The 18,597-nt window shown below is 65.8% G+C and carries 16 protein-coding genes and 2 tRNA genes; 7 read left to right on the plus strand and 11 right to left on the minus strand.

What is annotated here, in order from left to right; translation table 11 throughout:
• Positions 1-14: 14 nt before the first annotated feature.
• Positions 15-782, minus strand: coding sequence for a sulfite exporter TauE/SafE family protein (locus tag OK352_RS00515; protein ID WP_265139436.1), 768 nt, complete (start codon positions 780-782; stop codon positions 15-17).
• An 80-nt stretch (positions 783-862) separates the two neighbouring features.
• Here OK352_RS00515 and OK352_RS00520 point away from each other — a divergent pair, with 80 nt between their 5' ends.
• Together OK352_RS00520 and OK352_RS00525 are read left to right on the plus strand one after the other, a co-directional pair.
• Entirely contained in the window at positions 863-1,639 is a 777-nt protein-coding gene (locus OK352_RS00520; RefSeq protein ID WP_265139437.1) for an alpha/beta fold hydrolase, read from the plus strand.
• A complete protein-coding gene (locus OK352_RS00525; protein ID WP_265139438.1) occupies positions 1,636-2,397 on the plus strand; it encodes an SGNH/GDSL hydrolase family protein in 762 nt (253 codons plus the stop codon). Before OK352_RS00520 ends, OK352_RS00525 begins: the two co-directional genes overlap by 4 nt.
• A gap of 312 nt (positions 2,398-2,709) precedes the next feature.
• On the opposite strand, the gene OK352_RS00530 is transcribed toward OK352_RS00525, so the two are convergent.
• From OK352_RS00530 to OK352_RS00545, 4 genes are all read right to left on the minus strand, one after another.
• Positions 2,710-5,349 (minus strand): multicopper oxidase domain-containing protein, encoded by a 2,640-nt coding sequence (locus OK352_RS00530; protein WP_265139439.1) that lies wholly within the window; start codon positions 5,347-5,349, stop codon positions 2,710-2,712.
• Entirely contained in the window at positions 5,336-6,475 is a 1,140-nt protein-coding gene (locus OK352_RS00535) for a hypothetical protein (RefSeq protein ID WP_265139440.1), read from the minus strand. The genes OK352_RS00530 and OK352_RS00535 overlap by 14 nt, the downstream gene beginning before the upstream one ends.
• A gap of 169 nt (positions 6,476-6,644) precedes the next feature.
• The gene (locus OK352_RS00540; RefSeq protein WP_265139441.1) at positions 6,645-7,199 is read right to left on the minus strand and encodes a YceI family protein; all 555 of its coding nucleotides are present in this window, start codon (positions 7,197-7,199) and stop codon (positions 6,645-6,647) included.
• Between the two features lie 192 nt (positions 7,200-7,391).
• Positions 7,392-8,135 (minus strand): aminoglycoside 3'-phosphotransferase, encoded by a 744-nt coding sequence (locus tag OK352_RS00545; RefSeq protein WP_265139442.1) that lies wholly within the window; start codon positions 8,133-8,135, stop codon positions 7,392-7,394.
• Between the two features lie 95 nt (positions 8,136-8,230).
• Between OK352_RS00545 and OK352_RS00550 the strand changes: the two genes are divergently transcribed.
• The gene (locus OK352_RS00550) at positions 8,231-8,857 is read left to right on the plus strand and encodes a DUF3887 domain-containing protein (protein ID WP_265139443.1); all 627 of its coding nucleotides are present in this window, start codon (positions 8,231-8,233) and stop codon (positions 8,855-8,857) included.
• Positions 8,858-8,878: 21 nt separating this feature from the next.
• Complete coding sequence (locus OK352_RS00555; protein ID WP_265139444.1) at positions 8,879-9,901, plus strand: CPBP family intramembrane glutamic endopeptidase; 1,023 nt, start codon at positions 8,879-8,881, stop codon at positions 9,899-9,901.
• A 17-nt stretch (positions 9,902-9,918) separates the two neighbouring features.
• Here OK352_RS00555 and OK352_RS00560 read toward each other — a convergent pair whose 3' ends face one another.
• Entirely contained in the window at positions 9,919-10,953 is a 1,035-nt protein-coding gene (locus OK352_RS00560; protein ID WP_265139445.1) for a YeiH family protein, read from the minus strand.
• A 70-nt stretch (positions 10,954-11,023) separates the two neighbouring features.
• Between OK352_RS00560 and OK352_RS00565 the strand changes: the two genes are divergently transcribed.
• The 3 genes from OK352_RS00565 (at position 11,024) to OK352_RS00575 (ending at position 14,673) form a co-directional block, all read left to right on the plus strand.
• The gene (locus OK352_RS00565) at positions 11,024-11,932 is read left to right on the plus strand and encodes a LysR family transcriptional regulator (protein WP_265139446.1); all 909 of its coding nucleotides are present in this window, start codon (positions 11,024-11,026) and stop codon (positions 11,930-11,932) included.
• Positions 11,933-12,010: 78 nt separating this feature from the next.
• Positions 12,011-13,195: a hypothetical protein gene (locus OK352_RS00570; protein ID WP_265139447.1), complete on the plus strand. Its 1,185-nt coding sequence runs from the start codon at positions 12,011-12,013 to the stop codon at positions 13,193-13,195.
• 104 nt (positions 13,196-13,299) lie between these two features.
• On the plus strand, positions 13,300-14,673 hold the full coding sequence (locus OK352_RS00575; protein ID WP_265139448.1) for a short-chain fatty acid transporter: 1,374 nt from the start codon (positions 13,300-13,302) through the stop codon (positions 14,671-14,673).
• A gap of 66 nt (positions 14,674-14,739) precedes the next feature.
• On the opposite strand, the gene OK352_RS00580 is transcribed toward OK352_RS00575, so the two are convergent.
• The 5 genes from OK352_RS00580 to OK352_RS00600 all read right to left on the minus strand — a co-directional run bounded on the left by OK352_RS00580 (position 14,740) and on the right by OK352_RS00600 (position 18,597).
• Positions 14,740-14,813: transfer RNA gene (locus OK352_RS00580), tRNA-Met, on the minus strand.
• 23 nt (positions 14,814-14,836) lie between these two features.
• Positions 14,837-14,908 (minus strand) — tRNA-Thr (locus OK352_RS00585).
• Positions 14,909-15,005: 97 nt separating this feature from the next.
• A complete protein-coding gene (locus OK352_RS00590) occupies positions 15,006-15,800 on the minus strand; it encodes a hypothetical protein (RefSeq protein WP_265139449.1) in 795 nt (264 codons plus the stop codon).
• A gap of 2 nt (positions 15,801-15,802) precedes the next feature.
• Complete coding sequence (locus tag OK352_RS00595; protein ID WP_265139450.1) at positions 15,803-17,653, minus strand: glycoside hydrolase family 13 protein; 1,851 nt, start codon at positions 17,651-17,653, stop codon at positions 15,803-15,805.
• Between the two features lie 8 nt (positions 17,654-17,661).
• Positions 17,662-18,597, minus strand: a complete 936-nt coding sequence (locus OK352_RS00600) for a sugar ABC transporter permease (RefSeq protein ID WP_265139451.1) — start codon at positions 18,595-18,597, stop codon at positions 17,662-17,664.

Below are 18,597 nucleotides of genomic sequence, written 5' to 3' on the forward strand. Positions count from 1 at the left end.
CGAGCGGCCTCGCGCTAGCGGGTCCGGATCGCCCGGATCGACAGCTGCACGGCGATCGCCACGAGGAAGGCGGCGAACAGGATGTTGCCGAGCATCGGATCCACAGCGCCGGCCACGATCGCGCCGAGTGAGGTGGTCAGGCACGCGCACAGCCCGATCGTGAGCGCCGCCGGAATGTCGACGTTGCGGCGGCGCGAGTTGCCGATCGTCCCCGAGATCGCCGTGGGAATCATCACCGCGAGCGAGGTTCCTTTGGCGACGAGATCGCTCGCTCCGAACAGCAGAATGAGCATCGGGACGATGACCGCTCCGCCCCCGATGCCGAGAATTCCCGACAGGATGCCGACGACAAGACCGAGCACGAGCAGCCCGATGACCGGCAGAACGCCGAGGTGAATATCGGCGTCACGCGAGGGTATGACGAAGAACAGCGAGACGACGACGATCAGCAGGAAGACGATGAACGCCCACTGCACGATCTTCTTCGGCAGCTTATGCAGCAGCACGCTGCCGATCTGCGCGCCGACGATCGACCCGATGCACAGCACGATGGCGGCGATCAGCGCTACGTCGCCATTGACGGCATACGAGATCACCCCCGCGACTGAGATCGGAACAATCGCCGCGAGCGATGTGCCTGCCGCGCGCTTCTGCCCGAAGCCAGCCAGTGTGATGAGCATCGGCACGATCAGAATGCCGCCGCCGACGCCGAAGAGCCCCGACATGAACCCGGCGATGAGACCGATTGCGACGAACCAGAGCCAGTCGATGCGTCGTCTCATTCAGCGGTGCCCCTCACTTTGTCAACGCCACACAGACTATCGCGGTCGCACCGCGTCACGCGCCATGGTCGAATAGAGTCATGCTTCCCACAGCGCCAGACCCCCGCATGATCCGCTCGGGCGATATCGAGATCGCCACCTATGAGATCGGTGATCCGGATGCTCCGCCCGTGGTCCTCGTGCACGGCTTCGCCTCGAGCGCCGAAGCCAACTGGGTCCTCACCGGGTGGACGCGCGAGCTGACACGCGCCGGCTACCGCATCATCGCGCTCGACCACCGCGCCCACGGCCGCAGTGACAAGCCGCACGATCGGGAGGCCTACAGCATGAGCCTCCTGCGTGACGACGTGTACCGCACAATGGACGCCTACTCGATTTCCACGGCGCCCTGGATCGGATACTCGATGGGGGCACGCGTCACCTGGTACGCCGCGCTGACGAAGAACGACCGCATCAGCCGTGCGGTTCTGGGCGGCATCCCAAAGGCTGACCCATTCGCGCGCCTCGACGTCCGGCAGGCTCGGGGCTACACCGAGATGGGGCTGCCGATTTCGGATGCTGTCACACGCACGTACATGCAGATGGCGTCGGAGCAGCGTGACAACGATCTGTTCGCACTCGTCGCGCTCGTCGAAGGGCTTCGCGGCGACCCGGATGCCGCGATCGAGGAGCCTCCCGCACAGCCGCTGCTGATCGCTGCCGGAAGTGACGACGCGATCGCGGCGGAAGCACGCAGCCTCGCCGATGCGACGCCGAATGCCCGGTTTCTCGACCTGCCGGGCCGCACCCACTTCAATGCGCCGACCTCCGGAGTCTTCCGCCGCGCGGCCATCGAGTTTCTGCGGGAGGACGCATGATCCACAGCTACGTGGCTGTCGGCGACAGCTTCACCGAGGGCGTCGGCGATGACCGCCCGGGCGGAACCGTGCGCGGCTGGGCCGATTTCGTGGCGATCGGGCTGCAGGCAGCATCCGCCGACCCTGTCGGCTACGCCAATCTCGCGATCCGCGGGCGCAAGCTGGGTCCGATCATCGACGAACAGCTGGAGCCCGCCCTCGCACTCGGCGCAGACATGCTGACGTTCAACGGCGGCGGCAATGACATCATGCGGCCGCGCGTCAAGATCGATTGGGTCGTCGAGCGCACGATGGACGTGGTCGACCGCACACTCGCCACCGACACGCGACCGGTCATTCTGGCGGGAGCCAACCCGTCGCGGCAGCTTCCGCTGGGCCGGGTGATCCGGGGGCGCGGTGATGCCCTCGCGGACGCCGTCGCCGATGCGCTCGGGGGAACGGGTGTGCTGTTCGTCGACAACTGGCACGACGAGCAGCTTGAGGCGGCCCGCTACTGGTCGGCCGACAAGCTGCATCTGAACGCGCTCGGTCATGCCCGGGTCGCCGCGAATGTGCTTGAGGCGCTTGGCGTCGCTGTTCCGTCAGAATGGGGCGTCGACGAGGTAGCGGATGCTGCCGAGGGCGAACGCCGCACATTCACGTACTACCGCACGTACGTTCTGCCGTGGATCGGGCGCCGGCTGACCGGGCGCTCGTCGGGGGACGGCCGCGAGGCAAAGCGCCCCACGCTTCAGCCGGTCAGCGCACCGAGCGAGTAGCTGGCTCTGCGCCGCTGCCGGTCTGCGCGGCGAGCACGGAGGCGTCGCCCTTTGGCTGAACGGAGCGATTCAGCCCCCGACGCCGTGCACAAATTCGGAATTTGTTCGCGACACGCCGTGGTAAGCGTATTCCAGCACGGCGTGTCGTCCAGATCTCCGAATTTGTGCACACGTACCGCGCGGACACCCCCTGCACACACGGAGTCACTCCGTGACGTGGGCTGCCCCCCAGTCGCCGCCCTTCAGGTGTCACTATGTGCAGCATAGAGCGCTGAATAATGACAACTTCGCCACCTGAAGCGCAGGTCCAGGTCAGCTGACGTGGACCGCTCCGGTTGCGCCCTTCTCAGCATCCGACATCACGTGTGAGACAAACGGGTAGGTGCCCGCCTCGGGGAACGTGAGCTCGACGAACCCGCCCTGCGCCGGTGTCAGGCCCAGCGCTTGGGAACCGCCGACGCCCGTCGACCCGCCGTCCTTCAGCGTGTAGTCTCCCTCTTTCCACACCGTGTGGAACTGCCCGCCGATCACGTGGAACGACGAGGTCACGTTGGGCCCGGCGTTCAGCACCCAGAAGCGCACGGTGTCCCCCGCCTGCACCTCGAGCGGCACGTCGCGATACTGGTTGGCGTAGCCGTTGAATGCGACGATGTCGGGCAGCTGTGTGGCGACAGCATCCGGATCGACGGGCCCGCCCTGACTGCCGAGGTAGAACTCGGACTGCACCATCACGAACTCGTGGTCGACGGGGGCGAGGTCGGGCGGATCGATGATCACGGCGCCGAACATGCCGTTGGCGATGTGGCTCGACATCGGCATCGTCGCGCAGTGGTACATCCAGATGCCGGCGCGCGTCGCCGTGAACGTGTACTCGAGGCTCTCGCCGGGCATGATCGTGCGCATCGGCTCGTCGGGGGCGAGCACGCCGGCGTGGAAGTCAATGGAGTGCCCCATGGTGCCGTCATTCACGAGTGTGACTTTGAAGGTGTCACCGACCGAGCCGCGCAGCACCGGGCCGGGCGCTGTGCCGTCGAACGTCCAGAGGGTCTGCGTCACGCCGGGAGCCACTTCGGTTTCTTCTTCGGTCACCGGAAGAGTGATCTCGTGCACGGTTCCGGCGGGTGCGGGATCGAGCTCGGCGTCGTAGGGGACGAAGCCGGCGTCGGGCGACAGGTGGAAGTCCAGGTCAGCCGCGGCGCTGTCGCCAGCATCCGATGTTGTACCGTGATTGTGGTGGCCGTCGGCCGCGTCATCGCTTGCATCCCCGGCCCCGACAGCGACGACGCTCAACTCCATGCCCATGGCGCGGTGGCCCGTGACGGAGCACCAGCCCTCCATGTCTTCCGAGATCACGCCGACGTCGATCGTCTCGCTGTCTCCCGGTGCCAGGCGCTCCGAGCTCACCCCGTTGGCAAAGGTGAGGTCGTGAATGTCTGTTCCGGTGTTCGTGAACTCGACGACGAGCTCGTCTCCCGCGGGCACCTCGAGAACGTCGGGCACAAAGCGCATGCCGTCGACCGTCACCTCGATCGTTGTGGTTTCACCGGTCGCCTGGGCCTCCGAACCGGCGAGCGTGTTGATGCCCGCCGCTGCTGGGTCGATGGCGATGCCCCCGGCGACAGTGAGAAGAACGACGGATGCTGCCGTGACCAACTGGCCGCTCACGGCGCGCTTGGGCTTCGCCTGCCGTGGTTTCGCGCCGATGCGCAGCTGCTCCCCCGGCGTGTGCGTTGCCGGAGCCGGCTCGGTCTTGCGCTCGCGCAGCCCCACGATGATCCCGCGCACGGCGAGAACGACGACCGTGATGAACAGTGCGAACACGACGACGCTCAGCAGCACCTTCACGACGCTCGGAACCGGGAGCAGGTAGGCGACCATGCCGATGTTGATCGTCGCGGCGCGGAACACGGCACCGCGGTCGAGTTCGGTCTCGGCAGCTTTGCGGGCGTTCGGCCGCCCCATGATCACCGGCAGCAGGTAGCTGAGGGCGCCGAGGACGATCTGCACGGCGAAGCCCGCGACGAACGGCTGCACGATCCAGGCGAGCCGGTCAACAGCTTCGTCCCAGCCGGAGGCACTGCCCACGCCCGCGGCGAGGAAGCCCGCAGATACCGCGAGCCAGCACAGCGCCGCACCGATTGAGAGGCCGGCATAGCTCAGCCGCGCAGCATCCTTCGTCTGTCTGATTCCCTCGAACAGCACCAGCGCCAACGCGCACAGCCACACCACAACGCCCGCGGCGACGAGGGGCAGCACGCCCGCGCCCGCACCGACGAGCACCAGCACCAGCCCGAAGATCGAGATCGTCAGAACGAGCGGCGACCGACGGCCGTCCGTCGGCCGCATGCGCGCGTGCAGCACCGTGGGCCAGAACAGGATCACCGTGCCGAGAACCGTCGTTCCCACCCAGCCGAGCAGGTTCACGGCGACGTGGGCGACGAAGAGGCGGCCGCGCAGCGGGTCGTCGGCGAGCAGCTGTGACATCCAGAACCCGAGTCCGACCCCGACCACGAGCCACAGCGCCGACACCGCGTAGAACCGCACGAGCGGACCGAAGCGCGAGGTGAGCGCGCCGCGAAGCTGCAGCGTCATTATCGTGGCATGTGTCAGCGCGGCCGCGGCCACGAGCGCCGCGCCGGTGAGGATGACCGGCAGTGCGTCCGCCAGGATTCCCGCCACGACGCAGACCGCCCCGACGGTGTGCAGGCCAAGCCGGATGCCGAGGCCGAGGCGCCCTCCCGGCGCCTGTCTGCGGGTCAGGGTGTCGGCGAAATGCTGACTCCAGATGAGGATCGCTGTGCTGACGGCGCCGAGCATGGTCAGGTGCACCATGAGCCAGGTGCTGTGCGGAAGAACCCGGTGCGCTGACACGGCGACGATGGCCGCCAGCATCCAGAGGCCGAGCACCGAGTTGGTGATGATGTACCAGGTGCGACGCTCAAGAGTGCGCATGAACTTCTCCCTTCGGCCGAGCCGCCAGCACGGCTGAGGTCACGGCGCAGAACAGGAACAGCAGGATCGCCGCGACATTGCCGATGCCTCCCGCCTGAACGACGACGACGATGCCGCGCACGTCACCGAGAACGCGGGCGATGAGCGAGAGCTGCAGCAGCACGATCGGCGCGTAGAACCAGGGCCGGTACGGCAGCGCAGTGCGCAACACGGCGGGCAGGATCACCGAGGCGTGGGCCATGATCATCGACATCACAAAGCCGAGAAGCACGGCGTGCGTGACGATGTCGTGCGACGCAGCATCCGGTTCGCCGCCCGCCAGCAGCATCGCCCCGGCCACGGCCAGCCAGGCGTATCCGCACAGAAGGCAGGCCGCCATGTACCGTGCTGCTCCGGTCGAGGTGATTGTGACGCGCGCGACGTCGACGATGAGCAGCCAGGCGACCAGCACGAGCAGAGCCGCCCCCAGCACCGTGTGCGCGATGCCTGGCCACAGCACGGTGGCCACGGATGCTGCCGCCACGACGAGCGCAAGGGCGAGCCCCACGTTTTCACCCCGCGCGGTCAGCCCGCCCACGCGGCCAAGCTCGATGCGTTCTCCCACGATTGTCAGCACCAGGAACATGGCGGCGACGAGGCTGACACGGTCGAAGGGTACGCCGACGCCCCAGAACACGGCGGCGATGAGGCCGCACACGGCGGCGAGCACCTGCACGCTCGTGGCGACGGCTGCCTGCCGCAACCAGATGAGACGGTAGATGACGAGCATCAGCGCCAGGCCGAGAACGGTCGCCGTGCGCCCCACTGCCACGGGCAGCGGGGTGATGAGCGACAGTGCCCCCAGGCTCAACAGCAGCGGTGCGGCGAAGGCCCACGCGCGCCGGATGGCCACCGCTCGCTCGAGGACGACGAGGGAACCGACGAAGCCGAAGAGCATGGCCGGGGCGTGAGCGGCACGGAGCGCTTCAGCATCCGTGAACCAGAGGCCCATGCGCGAGAGCCCTGCAGCCATGCCGATGAGGAGGGCGACTCCGGCCGGCGCCACGAAGGCAAGCCGCCCGGCGCGCACGGCTCCAGGGCCTACGGAGGCGGGCGCGCTGCGGGGAACGGGCGCGGGGTTCTGCACGACTCCAGCCTACCGTCGCTGTTCTACGCCGTGTAGAGCTTTGGGGAGCTCTCCGCGCACACGAAAGGGGCCACCTCTTCGACGTGACGGTTCGCGTCTCGGAGGTTGGAGCTCTCCGCGCACACGAAAGGGGCCGCGGCACGCGCCGCGGCCCCTGAAGCACGAGGGACTACTGCTGCAGAGCGAACTGCAGGTCGAGCGTGATGGAGACCTTGTCGCCGAGCGTCATGCCGCCGGCCTCGATAGCTGCGTTCCAGTTGACGCCGAAGTCCAGACGGTTGATCGTCGTGGTTGCCGTGAGTCCCGCCTTTGTCGCGCCCTGGGCGTCGATGACGCCGCCGAACTCGCCGGTCAGCGTCACAGGCTTGGTGACGCCGCGCAGCGTGAGCTCGCCCTCGACGGTGAAGTCGTCACCGTCGTTCGAGACCTTCGTCGAGCGGAACGTCATGGTCGGAAACTCGTCGACCTTGAAGAAGTCGTTGGTGCGCAGGTGGTTGTCGCGGTCGGCCTGGCCGGTGTTGACGCTCGCGACGTCGATCGTCGCCTCAACCGAGCTGTCGGCGGGGTTCTCGGCGGTGACGACGGTGGCATCGACAACGTCGAAGGTTCCACGAACCTTGCTGATCATGAGGTGCTTGACCGAGAACTCGACCTTCGAGTGCATCGGGTCGAGCTTCCAGGTGCCGGCAATGTACTGGGGGTGAACGAGTGTGTTTTCAGTCATGTATCTATGCAACTGCATAGAGTTCTCTTCTATTCCTTGCCGCGACAACTTTTTTGAGAAATTTTTGCTGCGTTACCCCGGCCCCTCCTCTCGCCTCGGTGTTCAAGTGGCGCAATTGTCACTAAGACGCGCCAGCAAGAACCAATTGCGACATATGAACGCCGTGGGCCGCCGCGGGCGGCGCGCCATCCCTCAGGTGGCGTTCCAGAGGTCGCGATAGTAGACGAGGCGCTCCCTGTCCGGCCTCAGACCGTAGGCCTCGATCAGCGCGTCCTCCCAGCCGGGTCCGTAGTTCCACTCCGTGCTCATCGAGGCAACGGCGATGTCGGCCCAGCGGTCAGCCACGCCCAGTGCACCAAAGTCCACATGTCCGGCGAACTCGCCGTCGGCGTCGAGGAGGGTGTTGGGGCAGCAGGCGTCGCCGTGACAGACGACGAGGCTGTCAGCATCCGGTGGCTCGACCAGCGCATCAGACACACGGATGCCGCGGCGAGCCGCGTTCGCGATGCGGGACTCCACGCTCCAGTCGAAGGGGCACGCGTCGACGGGAAGCGCATCGTGCAGCACTCGAAGCCCGCGGCCGACAGCGGCAACGGCAGTCTCGGGCTCGGCGATCCAGCGTGGAGCGACAGCGCTCTGTCCCGGGAGGGCAACCGTCACCAGCCATTCGTGCGTCGCATCAGAACCATGTTCGAGTACACGCGGGACGCGCGCATACGTTCCCGCCCAGGCGAGGCGTTTGGCCTCAGCATCCATCGATGTCTCGTCTCCCCGCGGACCCCATTTGACGTAGCGGTCTTCCGTGCCGCCCGGCGTCGGCCCGACCCGGAAGGTCAGTCCACCGAGCGCATTACGCCAGATGGGCTCGAGGCGTGCTCCCCCGGCAAGCAACATCACACGGTCGGGCACCGGAACCGGAGTAAGAGGAATGGACACGAAACTCCTTTGCGCCCTGTCGATGCTACTGGGCGGATCACAACGCGTGTAAAGAAAATCTTGACACCGTGAGCATGTAAAGAGAAAATTGACACATGACACAGATCACGGTGACGACCGAGGCGGCTCGCTCGTCGGCAGCTGAGGCGGAGGCCCGTGCCCGGGCGCTCGACAAAGCGCTCGACGACGGCGACGCCAGAACGATCATCGCGGCCGCGGTCGAGGTGAAGAGCACGGCTGATTCAGCCCTCGCTGCCGCCATCCGCGCGGCGCGGGCTCACGGCGCCACATGGCAGCTCGTCGGTGATGCTCTCGGCATCACCCGGCAAGCCGCCTTTCAGCGATTCGGCCGACCGACCGACCCGAGAACAGGAGAACCCATGGATACGCAACCTTTCCCCAACGCCCCTGAACGTGCGCGCGGCGTCTTCGCAGATCTGCAGAGCGGCCGCTGGGACGCCGTCACCACACACTTCGACGAGACGATGCTCGAGAAGCTGGATGACAACGCCCTCTCAACCATGTGGGCACGTCTTGTCGCAAGATTCGGAGAGCTGGAATCGATCGGCTCTGCCTCACCTCAGCGAGCGGCAGATCTCACGGTCACCGACGTCGCTCTCTCGTTCGAGGCGGCCGAGATGGTCGGCCGCCTCTCATCGCGTGAGAACGGCGAGGTTGCTGGCCTGTTCATTCTGACTCCCGAGCAGGCGCGCAGCCTCTGACCGGACAAGGAGATGGTGAAAATGTCGACCAACGATTCGCAGACCGATGCCGCAGAGGTACTGCCTCGCCGCGTTCCCTGGCGTGCGGTCGGAGTATTTCTCATCGTGAGCTTCGGGCTCGCCTGGGCCGTGATGCTGCCGATCTGGCTCGGACCACGAACGATCGACACACCATTTTTCTACCCACTCGCTGTGGTCATGATGTACACACCGACAATCGGCGCTGTGGCTGCGATGCTGCTGTTCCGGCGCCCACCGCGCGGACATCGCACACGTTTTCTCGGAATCACACCGCTGCGCCCCGTAAAATCCAGCATCCTCATGTCTGGCGTGGCGATCCTCGGCAGCCTTGTCGTGATCATCTGCGGGGCATTGCTTGCATCCGCACTCGGGTTTCTCGTCATCGACCCCGTGCACTTCTCAGGACTGCGCGAGCAGATGATGGCAACAGTCGGCGAACGCGCCGGAGAGCCCGCAGCCGCCGCGATTGCGCAGGTTCCGGCCGTCGCCCTCGTGATCTCCCAGGTCAGGAACGCTCTTCTGGGCTCCGTGGTCAACGGTGTGGTGACAGTCGGTGAAGAAGTGGGCTGGCGAGGCTGGCTACTTCCGACTCTTCTGCCGCTCGGCACGTGGCGGGCGCTTCTGCTCACCGGCGCACTCTGGGGGTTGTGGCACGCTCCGATCATTCTGCTGGGATACAACTTCGGACTCACGAACGTGTGGGGCGTGCTGATGATGGTGGCCGCGGCCATGGTGCTGGGTACCGTCATCGGCTGGCTGCGGCTGCGGACGGCGTCACTCTGGCCCTCGGTGTTCGCACATGCAACGTTCAACGCGGCTGCCGTGCTCGTTCCGTCGACTCTCGTTGCCGCGGGGCATTCCGTCGACCCGGTCTCGGCCACGGGGGTTGCGTGGCCGACGTGGATCGTTCTCGCCGTCCTCGTCGTGTTTCTTATCATCACAGGTCAGTTCTCGAGGCGTAAGCTGCCGACGGTGCGCCTCGCCCCGTCGACGACGAACTCGGCGGAGCCGAGCGCCGTGTAGCGACGCCCACGCGAGATTCAGGCAACGAGCATGACGCCGCCGAGCGCGATACCCGCGACGACGAGGGTGCTGCAGGCGGCGAGGGCGAACGGCTTTGGCCCCACCTTCACGAGATTGCGGATCTTCACCCCGGCACCCAGCGCGAACATGGCGGCCGAGAGCAGCGCATTCTGAACGACGGATGCTGCGTCTACGACGATCTCCGGAACGATGCCCGTCGAGCGCAGCACGACCATGACGATGAAGCCCGCCACGAACAGCGGCATGATCGGCGGACGCTTTCCTCCGGTGCCAGCGCTCTGCCTGCGCTGCACCGCGCTGATCACTGCCATCACCGGGGCGAGCATGAGCACCCGCGCAAGCTTGACGATGACGGCGACGCCCAGCGCTCCCCCGCCGATGATGCCGCCGGCTGCGACGACCTGCGCGACCTCGTGGATGGAGCCCCCGGCCCAGAGACCGGCATCGAGTGTGCCGAGCCCCATTGCACCAGCAGCGAGCGGGACGAGCGGGATCATCAGTGTGCCAAAGAGCACGACGAGGGCGATCGCGGTCACGACCTCTTCATCGTCGTCAGGCTCGACCACGCCATCGACCGCGGCGACCGCGGCAGCACCGCAGATCGAGAATCCGCACGCGATCAGCAGCCGCTGCGTGAAGCCGATTCCGAACAATTTTCCGAGCAGCAGCGTCGAGACGATTCCGCCGACGACAATGGCGATCACGACGACGATCACGCCGGCGCCGAGCCCGAGGATGTCCCCCACCACCAGCTGGAGGCCCAGCAGCACGACGCCAAGCCGAAGAAGCTTCTTCGCCGAGAACGCCAACCCCGGCTCGAAGACCGGGTGCACTGGCGTGAGGTTGCGCAGCAGCATCCCGATGACGATGGCGATCAGAAGCGCGCTCACCGCCGGCACAAAATGATTGACGGTCAGTGCGATCACGACGGCGATGGCACAGAGGCCCAGGCCGGGGAGGACAGGAGGGAGAGGGTTTTGGCGACCGGGGCGCTGTGTGGCGCCGGTGCGCTCAGAGACAGGATGAGACATGGTGTCCAGCGTGCCCGGGCTGAGACCGCGGCAGAATGCCCAATTTCTGTCAACGTCATATCATTGCGATATGGCACAGCTCCCTGACCTCTCCGCCCTCGCACTGCTGTGTGCCATCGCCGAGCACGGCAGCGTCAGCCGGGCCGCCGCCAGCATCGGCATGGCACAGCCCAATGCCTCGCGCACGCTCCGGCGACTCGAGGCCGATTTGGGGTTCCGGCTTCTTGATCGCGGCCCGCGCGGCTCGACGCTGACGGAGGAGGGGGCGATGGTCGCCGACTGGTCGTCGGATGTCGTCGCGGCGGCCCGCACGCTGCAGACCGCGGCGTTGGCGTTGCGTGAGTCCCAGCAGTCGCACCTGACGGTTGCCGCAAGCAAGACCGTCGCCGAAGCGTTTCTGCCCCGCTGGCTTGCGGCGCTGAGAGCGGAGCGCCCGCAGCTCGAACTGCACCTGGCCGCGCAGAACTCGGAGGAGGTTCAGGATGCTGTCGAGTCGGGCAGCGCCGACCTCGGCTTCGTCGAGTCGCCCTCCGTTCGCCGCGAGCTGCGCAGCACAGAGGTGGCGCGCGACCGCCTCGTGGTGATCGTGGCTCCACAGCATCCCTGGGCTCGTCGTCGGCGCCCTCTCACCGACGCCGAACTCGCGCGAACCCCTTTGGTCGTCCGTGAGCCGGGATCCGGCACCCGCACAACCTTGGAATCGGCGCTCGCTCACCTCGATCCGGTTGCCCCGACGCTCGAGCTCGACAGCAATGCCGCGGTGCGCATCAGTGTCGCCTCGGGCGCCGGGCCTGCCGTGCTCAGCGAGCTCGCTGTTGCCGACGCGGCACGAGCAGGTGGTCTTGTCGTCGTCCCGACAGAAACCGAATTTGCCCGGCGCATGCGGGCAGTGTGGCTGCCCGGCAGCGTTCATGACGCGGCCGAGCTGCTCATCGGCATCGCCCGGCGCACCTGCGTCACGCATGTGCGACCCGTCTGAGCTTCGCACTCGCCCATGACGATGACGACGCGGCCAAATCGATTCGCACCGATGCCCGTCTCCATCGATAATGTTCAGATGCTACGTCGGCGCACCCGCACCTCATTACGGCTGATCGCCGATGCCCTCGGGTCGTTCGAGGCTGACCCGGCAGTGAGTCGTCTGGCCGCAGCCTTCGGGGGCGACCCCACCCACATCACCGACCGGCGCATCGGCGAGCCCGGGTATCGCTCGAGGCACCTGCACTTCTCGTCTGGCGGCGAGATCGTCACGCACGACGAGGCCGTCGTCTCGGTGACCCTGCACGTCGCACCGACGCCGACCGCCCCGCAGGGAGTCACGCTGAATCATTGGTTCGCGAATGTCGACAATGACGCGACACTCGACGATCTGGCGGCTGCGCTGAAGACGACTCCGAAGTACACGGGAGAAGGCAGCCGGCAATTCACGCTCGAAGGCCTTGATGTGTGGAGCATCTTCACAGAGTCACGCCTGGAAGAACGGGGTAACCTGCTCCGCCTCTTGTTCCGGACTGCGCGCCAGGAACTGGAGCACAGCGACACGCACGAACAATGCCCCACGTGCAGCAACCTTCTTGTCCGCAGGGGAGGTGAGGGCAGCGGGGTCGCCGTGGATGACACCGTTGCCGCTCTCTCACACGCACTCGAGCACGGCCTCGTCACGGAAGATGAGTCGTCTGTCGCGCTTTCTGACCTCCTGCCGCTTCACACCTCGGGGCTGATGGATGCCGCCGAAACGCGGCTCACCTGCACAGCGTGCGGGCGAGTGCTGTGCCTCACGACCTTCCGCAACGCCGATCCGACATTCGAGTACGTCACGTGGGGCGCCGCGAGCACGCGCCCACTCGACGAGATCCCGCCTGTCGAGCAGTGGGGCGACGCCGCGAGAATCGCCGCAGAGAGCGGGCGCATGCACCTCGTGGATCACCTCCCAGGGGGCTGGTTTCTCGTTGAGCAGCGCGGCGAGCTCTTCCTCGACGCCCGGTACAGCTGCGGACCAACCGACTTCTCTGCCTTGATTCGCCTCGACGACTCCGAACGCGAGGCTTACAGAGCCGAGGGTGCCGACTACATCTCAGATCTCGCCAGGAGAATCGACAACAGCGGTCCCTTCCAGAAGGAGTCGCCGTATTTCTCGCGTGACCTCTACCGCACATCGAAGCGGGATCGGTACAAAAATGAGGTCAATAGGGCGGTCTCTCACGTCACCTGGATGGCTCAGCAGCGTCGCCGCCGTCGCTGATAACGCACGCGAGCCGACCGTGACCGGTCAGAGGCTCTAACCGCTCCCCAGCGCCCGGTAGAGTCTCTGTCGTCACATTCGAAGTCGGAACAAAGGAGTTCTCTATGTCGACGCCATCCGCGCCCGAGAAGACCTCGCGACGGCGAAGCGTCATGCGCCCCATCAACCGCTTTCTTGAACGGTGGATACCTTCGGCACTGACATTCGCGATCGTCCTGACGATCATCGTCGCGATCCTGGCGGTAACGCTCACGCAGACGAGCCCCGTCGATGTGGTCAAGGGATGGGGCGACGGTCTCGCGGGTCTGCTCGCGTTCATCACGCAGATGTGCCTGATTCTGCTGCTCGGATATATGCTCGCCAATACCCGCCCCGTGCGCAAGCTGCTCGGGTGGCTGGCGAGCGTGCCGACGGGGCCCGGAACGGCGTACGTTTTCGTTTTCGTCGTCGGTGCGATCGCGAGCCTCATCACGTGGGGACTCGGGCTCATCGTGGGCACGCTGCTCGCGCGCGAGATCGCCGTTCAGTCGCGCAAGCGCGGCTACAAGGCGCACTTCCCTCTGCTCGTCGCCGCCGGCTACTCGGGCTTCGTCGTGTGGCATATGGGCTATTCGGGCTCCGGCCCGCTCACAGCCGCAACGCCCGATTCGTTCCTCGCTCCGGCCCTCGGCGGCGAGGTCATTCCCGTCTCGCAAACGATCTTCTCGTCGTGGAACATGCTCGCCGCCCTCGCGGTGATCGTCGTCGTCGCGCTGCTGTTCTTCCTCATCCGCCCCAAGAGCGGTGACCCGATCTACGAGCTGCCCGAAGCAATCGGATCTGAAGAGCAGGATGCCGCTGGCGATGCCGTCGTCACTCCCGCAGACCGCATCGATGCCTCCCGCATCCTGACCTTGATTCTCGGGCTGGCGCTCGTGGCCTACCTCGTTGTGCATTTCGTGCAGGGTGGAACGCTCACGCTCGACATCGTGAACTGGTCGTTCCTCGCGCTGATCCTGCTGCTGGTGAAGAACCCGTTCGAGCTGATCCACCTGACGAAGAAGGCTGCGTCGAATGTCGGCGAGATTCTGCTGCAGTTCCCCCTGTACGCCGGCATCCTCGGCATCATGTCGTCTTCTGGGCTGATCACGCTGTTCTCAGACGCGTTCGTGTCGATCTCGACGCCGACCACGTTCGGTGTGCTCGCGCTTCTCTCGGCCGGTATCGTCAACTTCTTCGTGCCTTCGGGCGGCGGGCAGTTCGCGGTGCAGGGCCCCATCATGATCGACGCAGCGAACCAGCTCGGCGTTGACCCCTCAATCGCGATTATGGCCGTGGCATACGGCGACCAGTGGACGAACATGATTCAGCCGTTCTGGGCGTTGCCTGTACTCGCGATCGCCGGGCTGAAGATGCGCGACATCCTGGGGTACACGTTCGTCACGCTGCTGGGCTCCGGTGTGGTGATGGCCGCCGTGCTCATTCTCGTGAGTCTCTGAATCGCAGCGCCCTGCCAGGCGAGACGACAGAACCCCCGGTCGCGATGACCGGGGGTTCTTGCGGTGTAGCAGGAGCGGGACTCGAACCCGCGACCTCACGATTATGAGTCGTGCGCTCTCACCAACTGAGCTACCCTGCCGCACGACGCTCCGAAGAACGACGAGCCCCGAGTCAGGATTGAACTGACGACCCCTTCCTTACCATGGAAGTGCTCTACCACTGAGCTATCGGGGCATCGCCCGCTGCTTCCCGCAACAGGCAACCGCTAAAGAATATCAAACCTTTGAGCGGTTCGTGAACACGGCGCCTTCACATCAGCACCGTCGTCGTCTCACCAACCAAGACGTGCGGCGATAGCGTCCGCTGCGTCACTCGGGAAGCCATCCCAGCCGGGCTCGAGCACATCCCGTGCCACGTCGAAGAGGCCATGCGCAGCAGACTCGACATCCTGCGCGAGGGCGGTATCTATCCGCGCAGCGAGCTCGGGGTAACCGCGTTCAAATCGACGAAGCGGATCGGTCTTGTCGCGGGAGCTCGGGAGCTGCGAGGGAATTCGGGCGCGCACCACTCGGGCCAGCAGCTCGACAGCCCAGCCCCGCACGAAGTTCGAACCATTGAGAACCTCCCCGCGACGTGCGCGACCAACTCCAATCAGAAGCTTCACCAGAACGAGCCGCATGTCGTTCGCCGCGCGTTCCTCAGAAGGCGCAGCGAGCCCGTCGCTGGCGTTTGCGCGATCCCGAGCAACCGCGATGATCCGTGCAACGATGCCTTCACTGTCATAAACGATCAGAGCGTCGTCGGCCAACGCGCCAGTGAGTTCGTCGGCTGTTGCCGCCGCGAACTCAAGAATATGACCGTCTGAATACACGACAACGAACCCGATATCGCCTTCACGCCCGAGCAGCACGCTTTTCTCGAATCGCGGCAGCCAGCTCATATCGCGGCGCACGTCGCGCTCGCGGCCCGGTTCAAGGAGCACGAAGAAGTCGTGATCAGACCATTCGTCGCGACGAGTCGCATCTGCCGCTGAGCCGAGCAGCACCAATCCGATTACACCGTCTGTCTCACGGCACGCCTGCTCCAGCTCGTCGCTCAGGCGAGAGAATTCCTCAACGTTCCGCACGCTCAGGCTCCTGCCGTCTGCCACACCGAGAAGTCAGGACCAGTGCCCGACATGCGGATGCTGTCGCCCTCTGTGCTCAGCACCAACCCGCCGAACAGCTGCTCGACAGCATCCGGCGTCGGAATGACCTCGGCAGGCAGATCGACGCTGACGTCAGCGCGCGCTGCCACGATCAGCAGGCTCTCGTCGCCGTCTTCGCGCACGTACGCGAGCGCGTCATCGCTCACGTGCACCCAGCGCATTCCTCCGCCGTTGAGAGCTGAATGCTTGCGGCGCAGGGCAATCAGCTCCGAGTACAGGTCGATGGTTCCGGATGCTGCATCCGCAGCGTGCCACGGTATCGGCGTGCGCGAATGCTCGCCGTCGACCCCCGTGAGCCCGAACTCGTCGCCGGCCCACACGACGGGGATGCCAGGAAGCGTCACAGACATCCCTGCCGCGACCGGGAGTGTGCCCGGCAGCGCGCGCGTGAGAAACCGCGGAGTGTCGTGCGTGTCGAGGGCGTTCATGTTGCCGAGGCGCACCCGCCACGGGAACCCGGCGGTGAACTGCCGGTGGGCCGCATAGAGCTGCCGCCCGGTGTACCGGGGAATCGTCTGCATCGCCATGCCGAGCCCTCCCCCGGCATCCGCGAGCGGCTCAGACAGCCAGCCCCACAGCGGTCGGGTGAAGTTCGCATACGTCATGGCACCGTGCCATGCGTCTCCGTGGAAGTCGCTCGATGCGTCGTTTGTCGACTCGGCGAGCAGGATCGTGTCGGGATTGATCTCGGTCATTGTGCGGCGAATGGTCTGCCGCACCTCGGCGTTGAAGTCATCGTCGCCGAGCCGGCCCGTCATGTTCGCGACGTCGATGCGCCAGCCGTCGAGGGAGTACGGCGGTTTCAGCCACCGCGCGACCACCGAGTCGGCTCCCTCGATGAACCGTCGGCGCAGCTCTCGCGAGTTCCAGTTGAACTTGGGCAGGCTGGGCACGCCGAGCCACGACTCGTAGCCATCGTGCTCGGCATCGCGCCAGTAGTAGAAGTCGCTCTCAACAGCATCCGGATTCTTGTGGGCGGCGACGAACCACTCGTGGGCGTCACCGGAGTGGTTTGTTGTGAGGTCGCCGATCACGCGAAGCCCGCGCTCGTGCGCAGCCTCAACGAGGCGGATCAGCGCCCCATTACCGCCGAGCAGCGGATCGACCACGTCGAAGTTCGCCGAGTCATACCGGTGATTGGAGCGCGCGGGGAAGACCGGCGTCAGGTAGATCATCGTCGCCCCGAGTCGCTCAAGGTGATCGAGGTGTTCGATGATCCCGTCGAGGTCGCCGCCGTAGAACTGCGTCGACCGCGCCTCGGGGTCCAACCGCACCTCGTCGTCCCACGCGGCGGGCACCGCCCACTCGGGGGTCGGTCGCGCGTCCGCGGCATCCGAACGGGCGAATCGATCGGGGAAGATCTGATAGAGCACGGTCGACGCAGCCCAGTCGGGCGGTGCGTCATACGTGACGAGCAGAAAGTCCTCGCTGTCGAGGGTCTCGGTGTCGAAGACGCCCCGGGCATTCACCCACAGATCGGTGCCGGTCGCGGTGCGCAGCAGCCAGCGGTACCCATGCTCACGCGAGGCGACAGTCACGTCGGCGCTCCACCAGTCCCAGCCAAGAGCGGATGCTGTTCGCCGGGCGACAGCAAAGACGGGCTCTCGGTCCGGATTCGAACGAACGCGCACACCCTTCAGCTCGCCCAGCGCCTGGGGCACGCGCAATCGAACGCGCACCGTCTCGCCGAGACGCGGATGCTGTGTCGAGACGTACAGCGGCGAGCCGTCGTGGTGCGGCAGCAGCGGAAGGTCGGGCAGCTCGGTGGTCATGGGGACTCCTACTTCACGGAACCGGCGACGAGGCCGCCGACGATGTACTTCTGCAGGTAGAGGAACAGTGCCATCACGGGCAGTGCGGCGAGCACGGCACCCGCCGCGAAGACGCTCCAGTTGCTCGTGAACTCCTGCGAGACGAACTGGTAGAGCCCGACGGCCAGGGTCTGCTTCTCGGGCGAGACCAGCACGACGCTGGCAATGACGAAGTCGTTAGTCGTGGCGATGAACGACAGCAGCCCGACGACCGCGAGAATCGGCGAGACGAGCGGCAGGATGATCGTGAAGAACACGCGTGCGTGCCCCGCCCCGTCGATCTTTGCCGCTTCGTCGAGCGCCGTCGGCACCGTGTTGAAGAAGCCATACATGAGGTACGTGTTCACGCCCAGCGCGCCGCCGAGGTAGACCATGATGAGGGCGACCTGGTTGTCGATGCCCAGAATCGGGAAGATCTCGCCGATCGTGTTCAGCAGGAGGAAGATCGCGACGACGGCGAGAAGCTGGGGGAAGATCTGCACGACCAGCAGCGAGACGAGCCCGAACCGGCGCCCTCTGAAGCGCATGCGGCTGAATGCATATGCGGCAAGCGCCCCCAAGAAGACCGTGCAGACCGACGCCGTCAGGCCGATGAACAGCGTGTTGCCGAACCATGCTGCATACGGCTGCTGCGGAGATGTGAACAGCGTCACGTAACTGTCGAGGCCGATCCTCGCGAAGAGACCGTTTGAGCTCAACAGCGTCCCATTCGGGTTAAGGGATGCTGAGAGCACATACAGCAGCGGGAATACGGCGTAGATGATCACGATGATTCCGACGAGGTGTCGCCATCCGGTGGCGCGGAACCAGCGGCCGGCGCTGACGGGTCGCTTGCCCGGGAGGGCAGCCGGGTTCGTGGGAACGGCCTGTCGGGTCGCGGGCGATGCGTTCTGTGTGCGGCTCAT

The sequence above is a fragment of the Microbacterium sp. MPKO10 genome (assembly GCF_026107415.2).
Lineage (GTDB): Bacteria > Actinomycetota > Actinomycetes > Actinomycetales > Microbacteriaceae > Paramicrobacterium.

What these genes read in the sequence shown, in the direction of transcription:
- OK352_RS00570 (WP_265139447.1), top strand. Translation starts at nt 12,011, where the DNA reads ATGCTACGTCGGCGCACCCGCACCTCATTACGGCTGATCGCCGATGCC.
- OK352_RS00595 (WP_265139450.1), bottom strand. Translation starts at nt 17,653, where the DNA reads ATGACCACCGAGCTGCCCGACCTTCCGCTGCTGCCGCACCACGACGGC.
- OK352_RS00575 (WP_265139448.1), top strand. Translation starts at nt 13,300, where the DNA reads ATGTCGACGCCATCCGCGCCCGAGAAGACCTCGCGACGGCGAAGCGTC.
- OK352_RS00530 (WP_265139439.1), bottom strand. Translation starts at nt 5,349, where the DNA reads ATGCGCACTCTTGAGCGTCGCACCTGGTACATCATCACCAACTCGGTG.
- OK352_RS00525 (WP_265139438.1), top strand. Translation starts at nt 1,636, where the DNA reads ATGATCCACAGCTACGTGGCTGTCGGCGACAGCTTCACCGAGGGCGTC.
- OK352_RS00600 (WP_265139451.1), bottom strand. Translation starts at nt 18,597, where the DNA reads ATGAGCCGCACACAGAACGCATCGCCCGCGACCCGACAGGCCGTTCCC.
- OK352_RS00550 (WP_265139443.1), top strand. Translation starts at nt 8,231, where the DNA reads ATGACACAGATCACGGTGACGACCGAGGCGGCTCGCTCGTCGGCAGCT.
- OK352_RS00555 (WP_265139444.1), top strand. Translation starts at nt 8,879, where the DNA reads ATGTCGACCAACGATTCGCAGACCGATGCCGCAGAGGTACTGCCTCGC.
- OK352_RS00565 (WP_265139446.1), top strand. Translation starts at nt 11,024, where the DNA reads ATGGCACAGCTCCCTGACCTCTCCGCCCTCGCACTGCTGTGTGCCATC.
- OK352_RS00515 (WP_265139436.1), bottom strand. Translation starts at nt 782, where the DNA reads ATGAGACGACGCATCGACTGGCTCTGGTTCGTCGCAATCGGTCTCATC.
- OK352_RS00520 (WP_265139437.1), top strand. Translation starts at nt 863, where the DNA reads ATGCTTCCCACAGCGCCAGACCCCCGCATGATCCGCTCGGGCGATATC.
- OK352_RS00540 (WP_265139441.1), bottom strand. Translation starts at nt 7,199, where the DNA reads ATGACTGAAAACACACTCGTTCACCCCCAGTACATTGCCGGCACCTGG.
- OK352_RS00560 (WP_265139445.1), bottom strand. Translation starts at nt 10,953, where the DNA reads ATGTCTCATCCTGTCTCTGAGCGCACCGGCGCCACACAGCGCCCCGGT.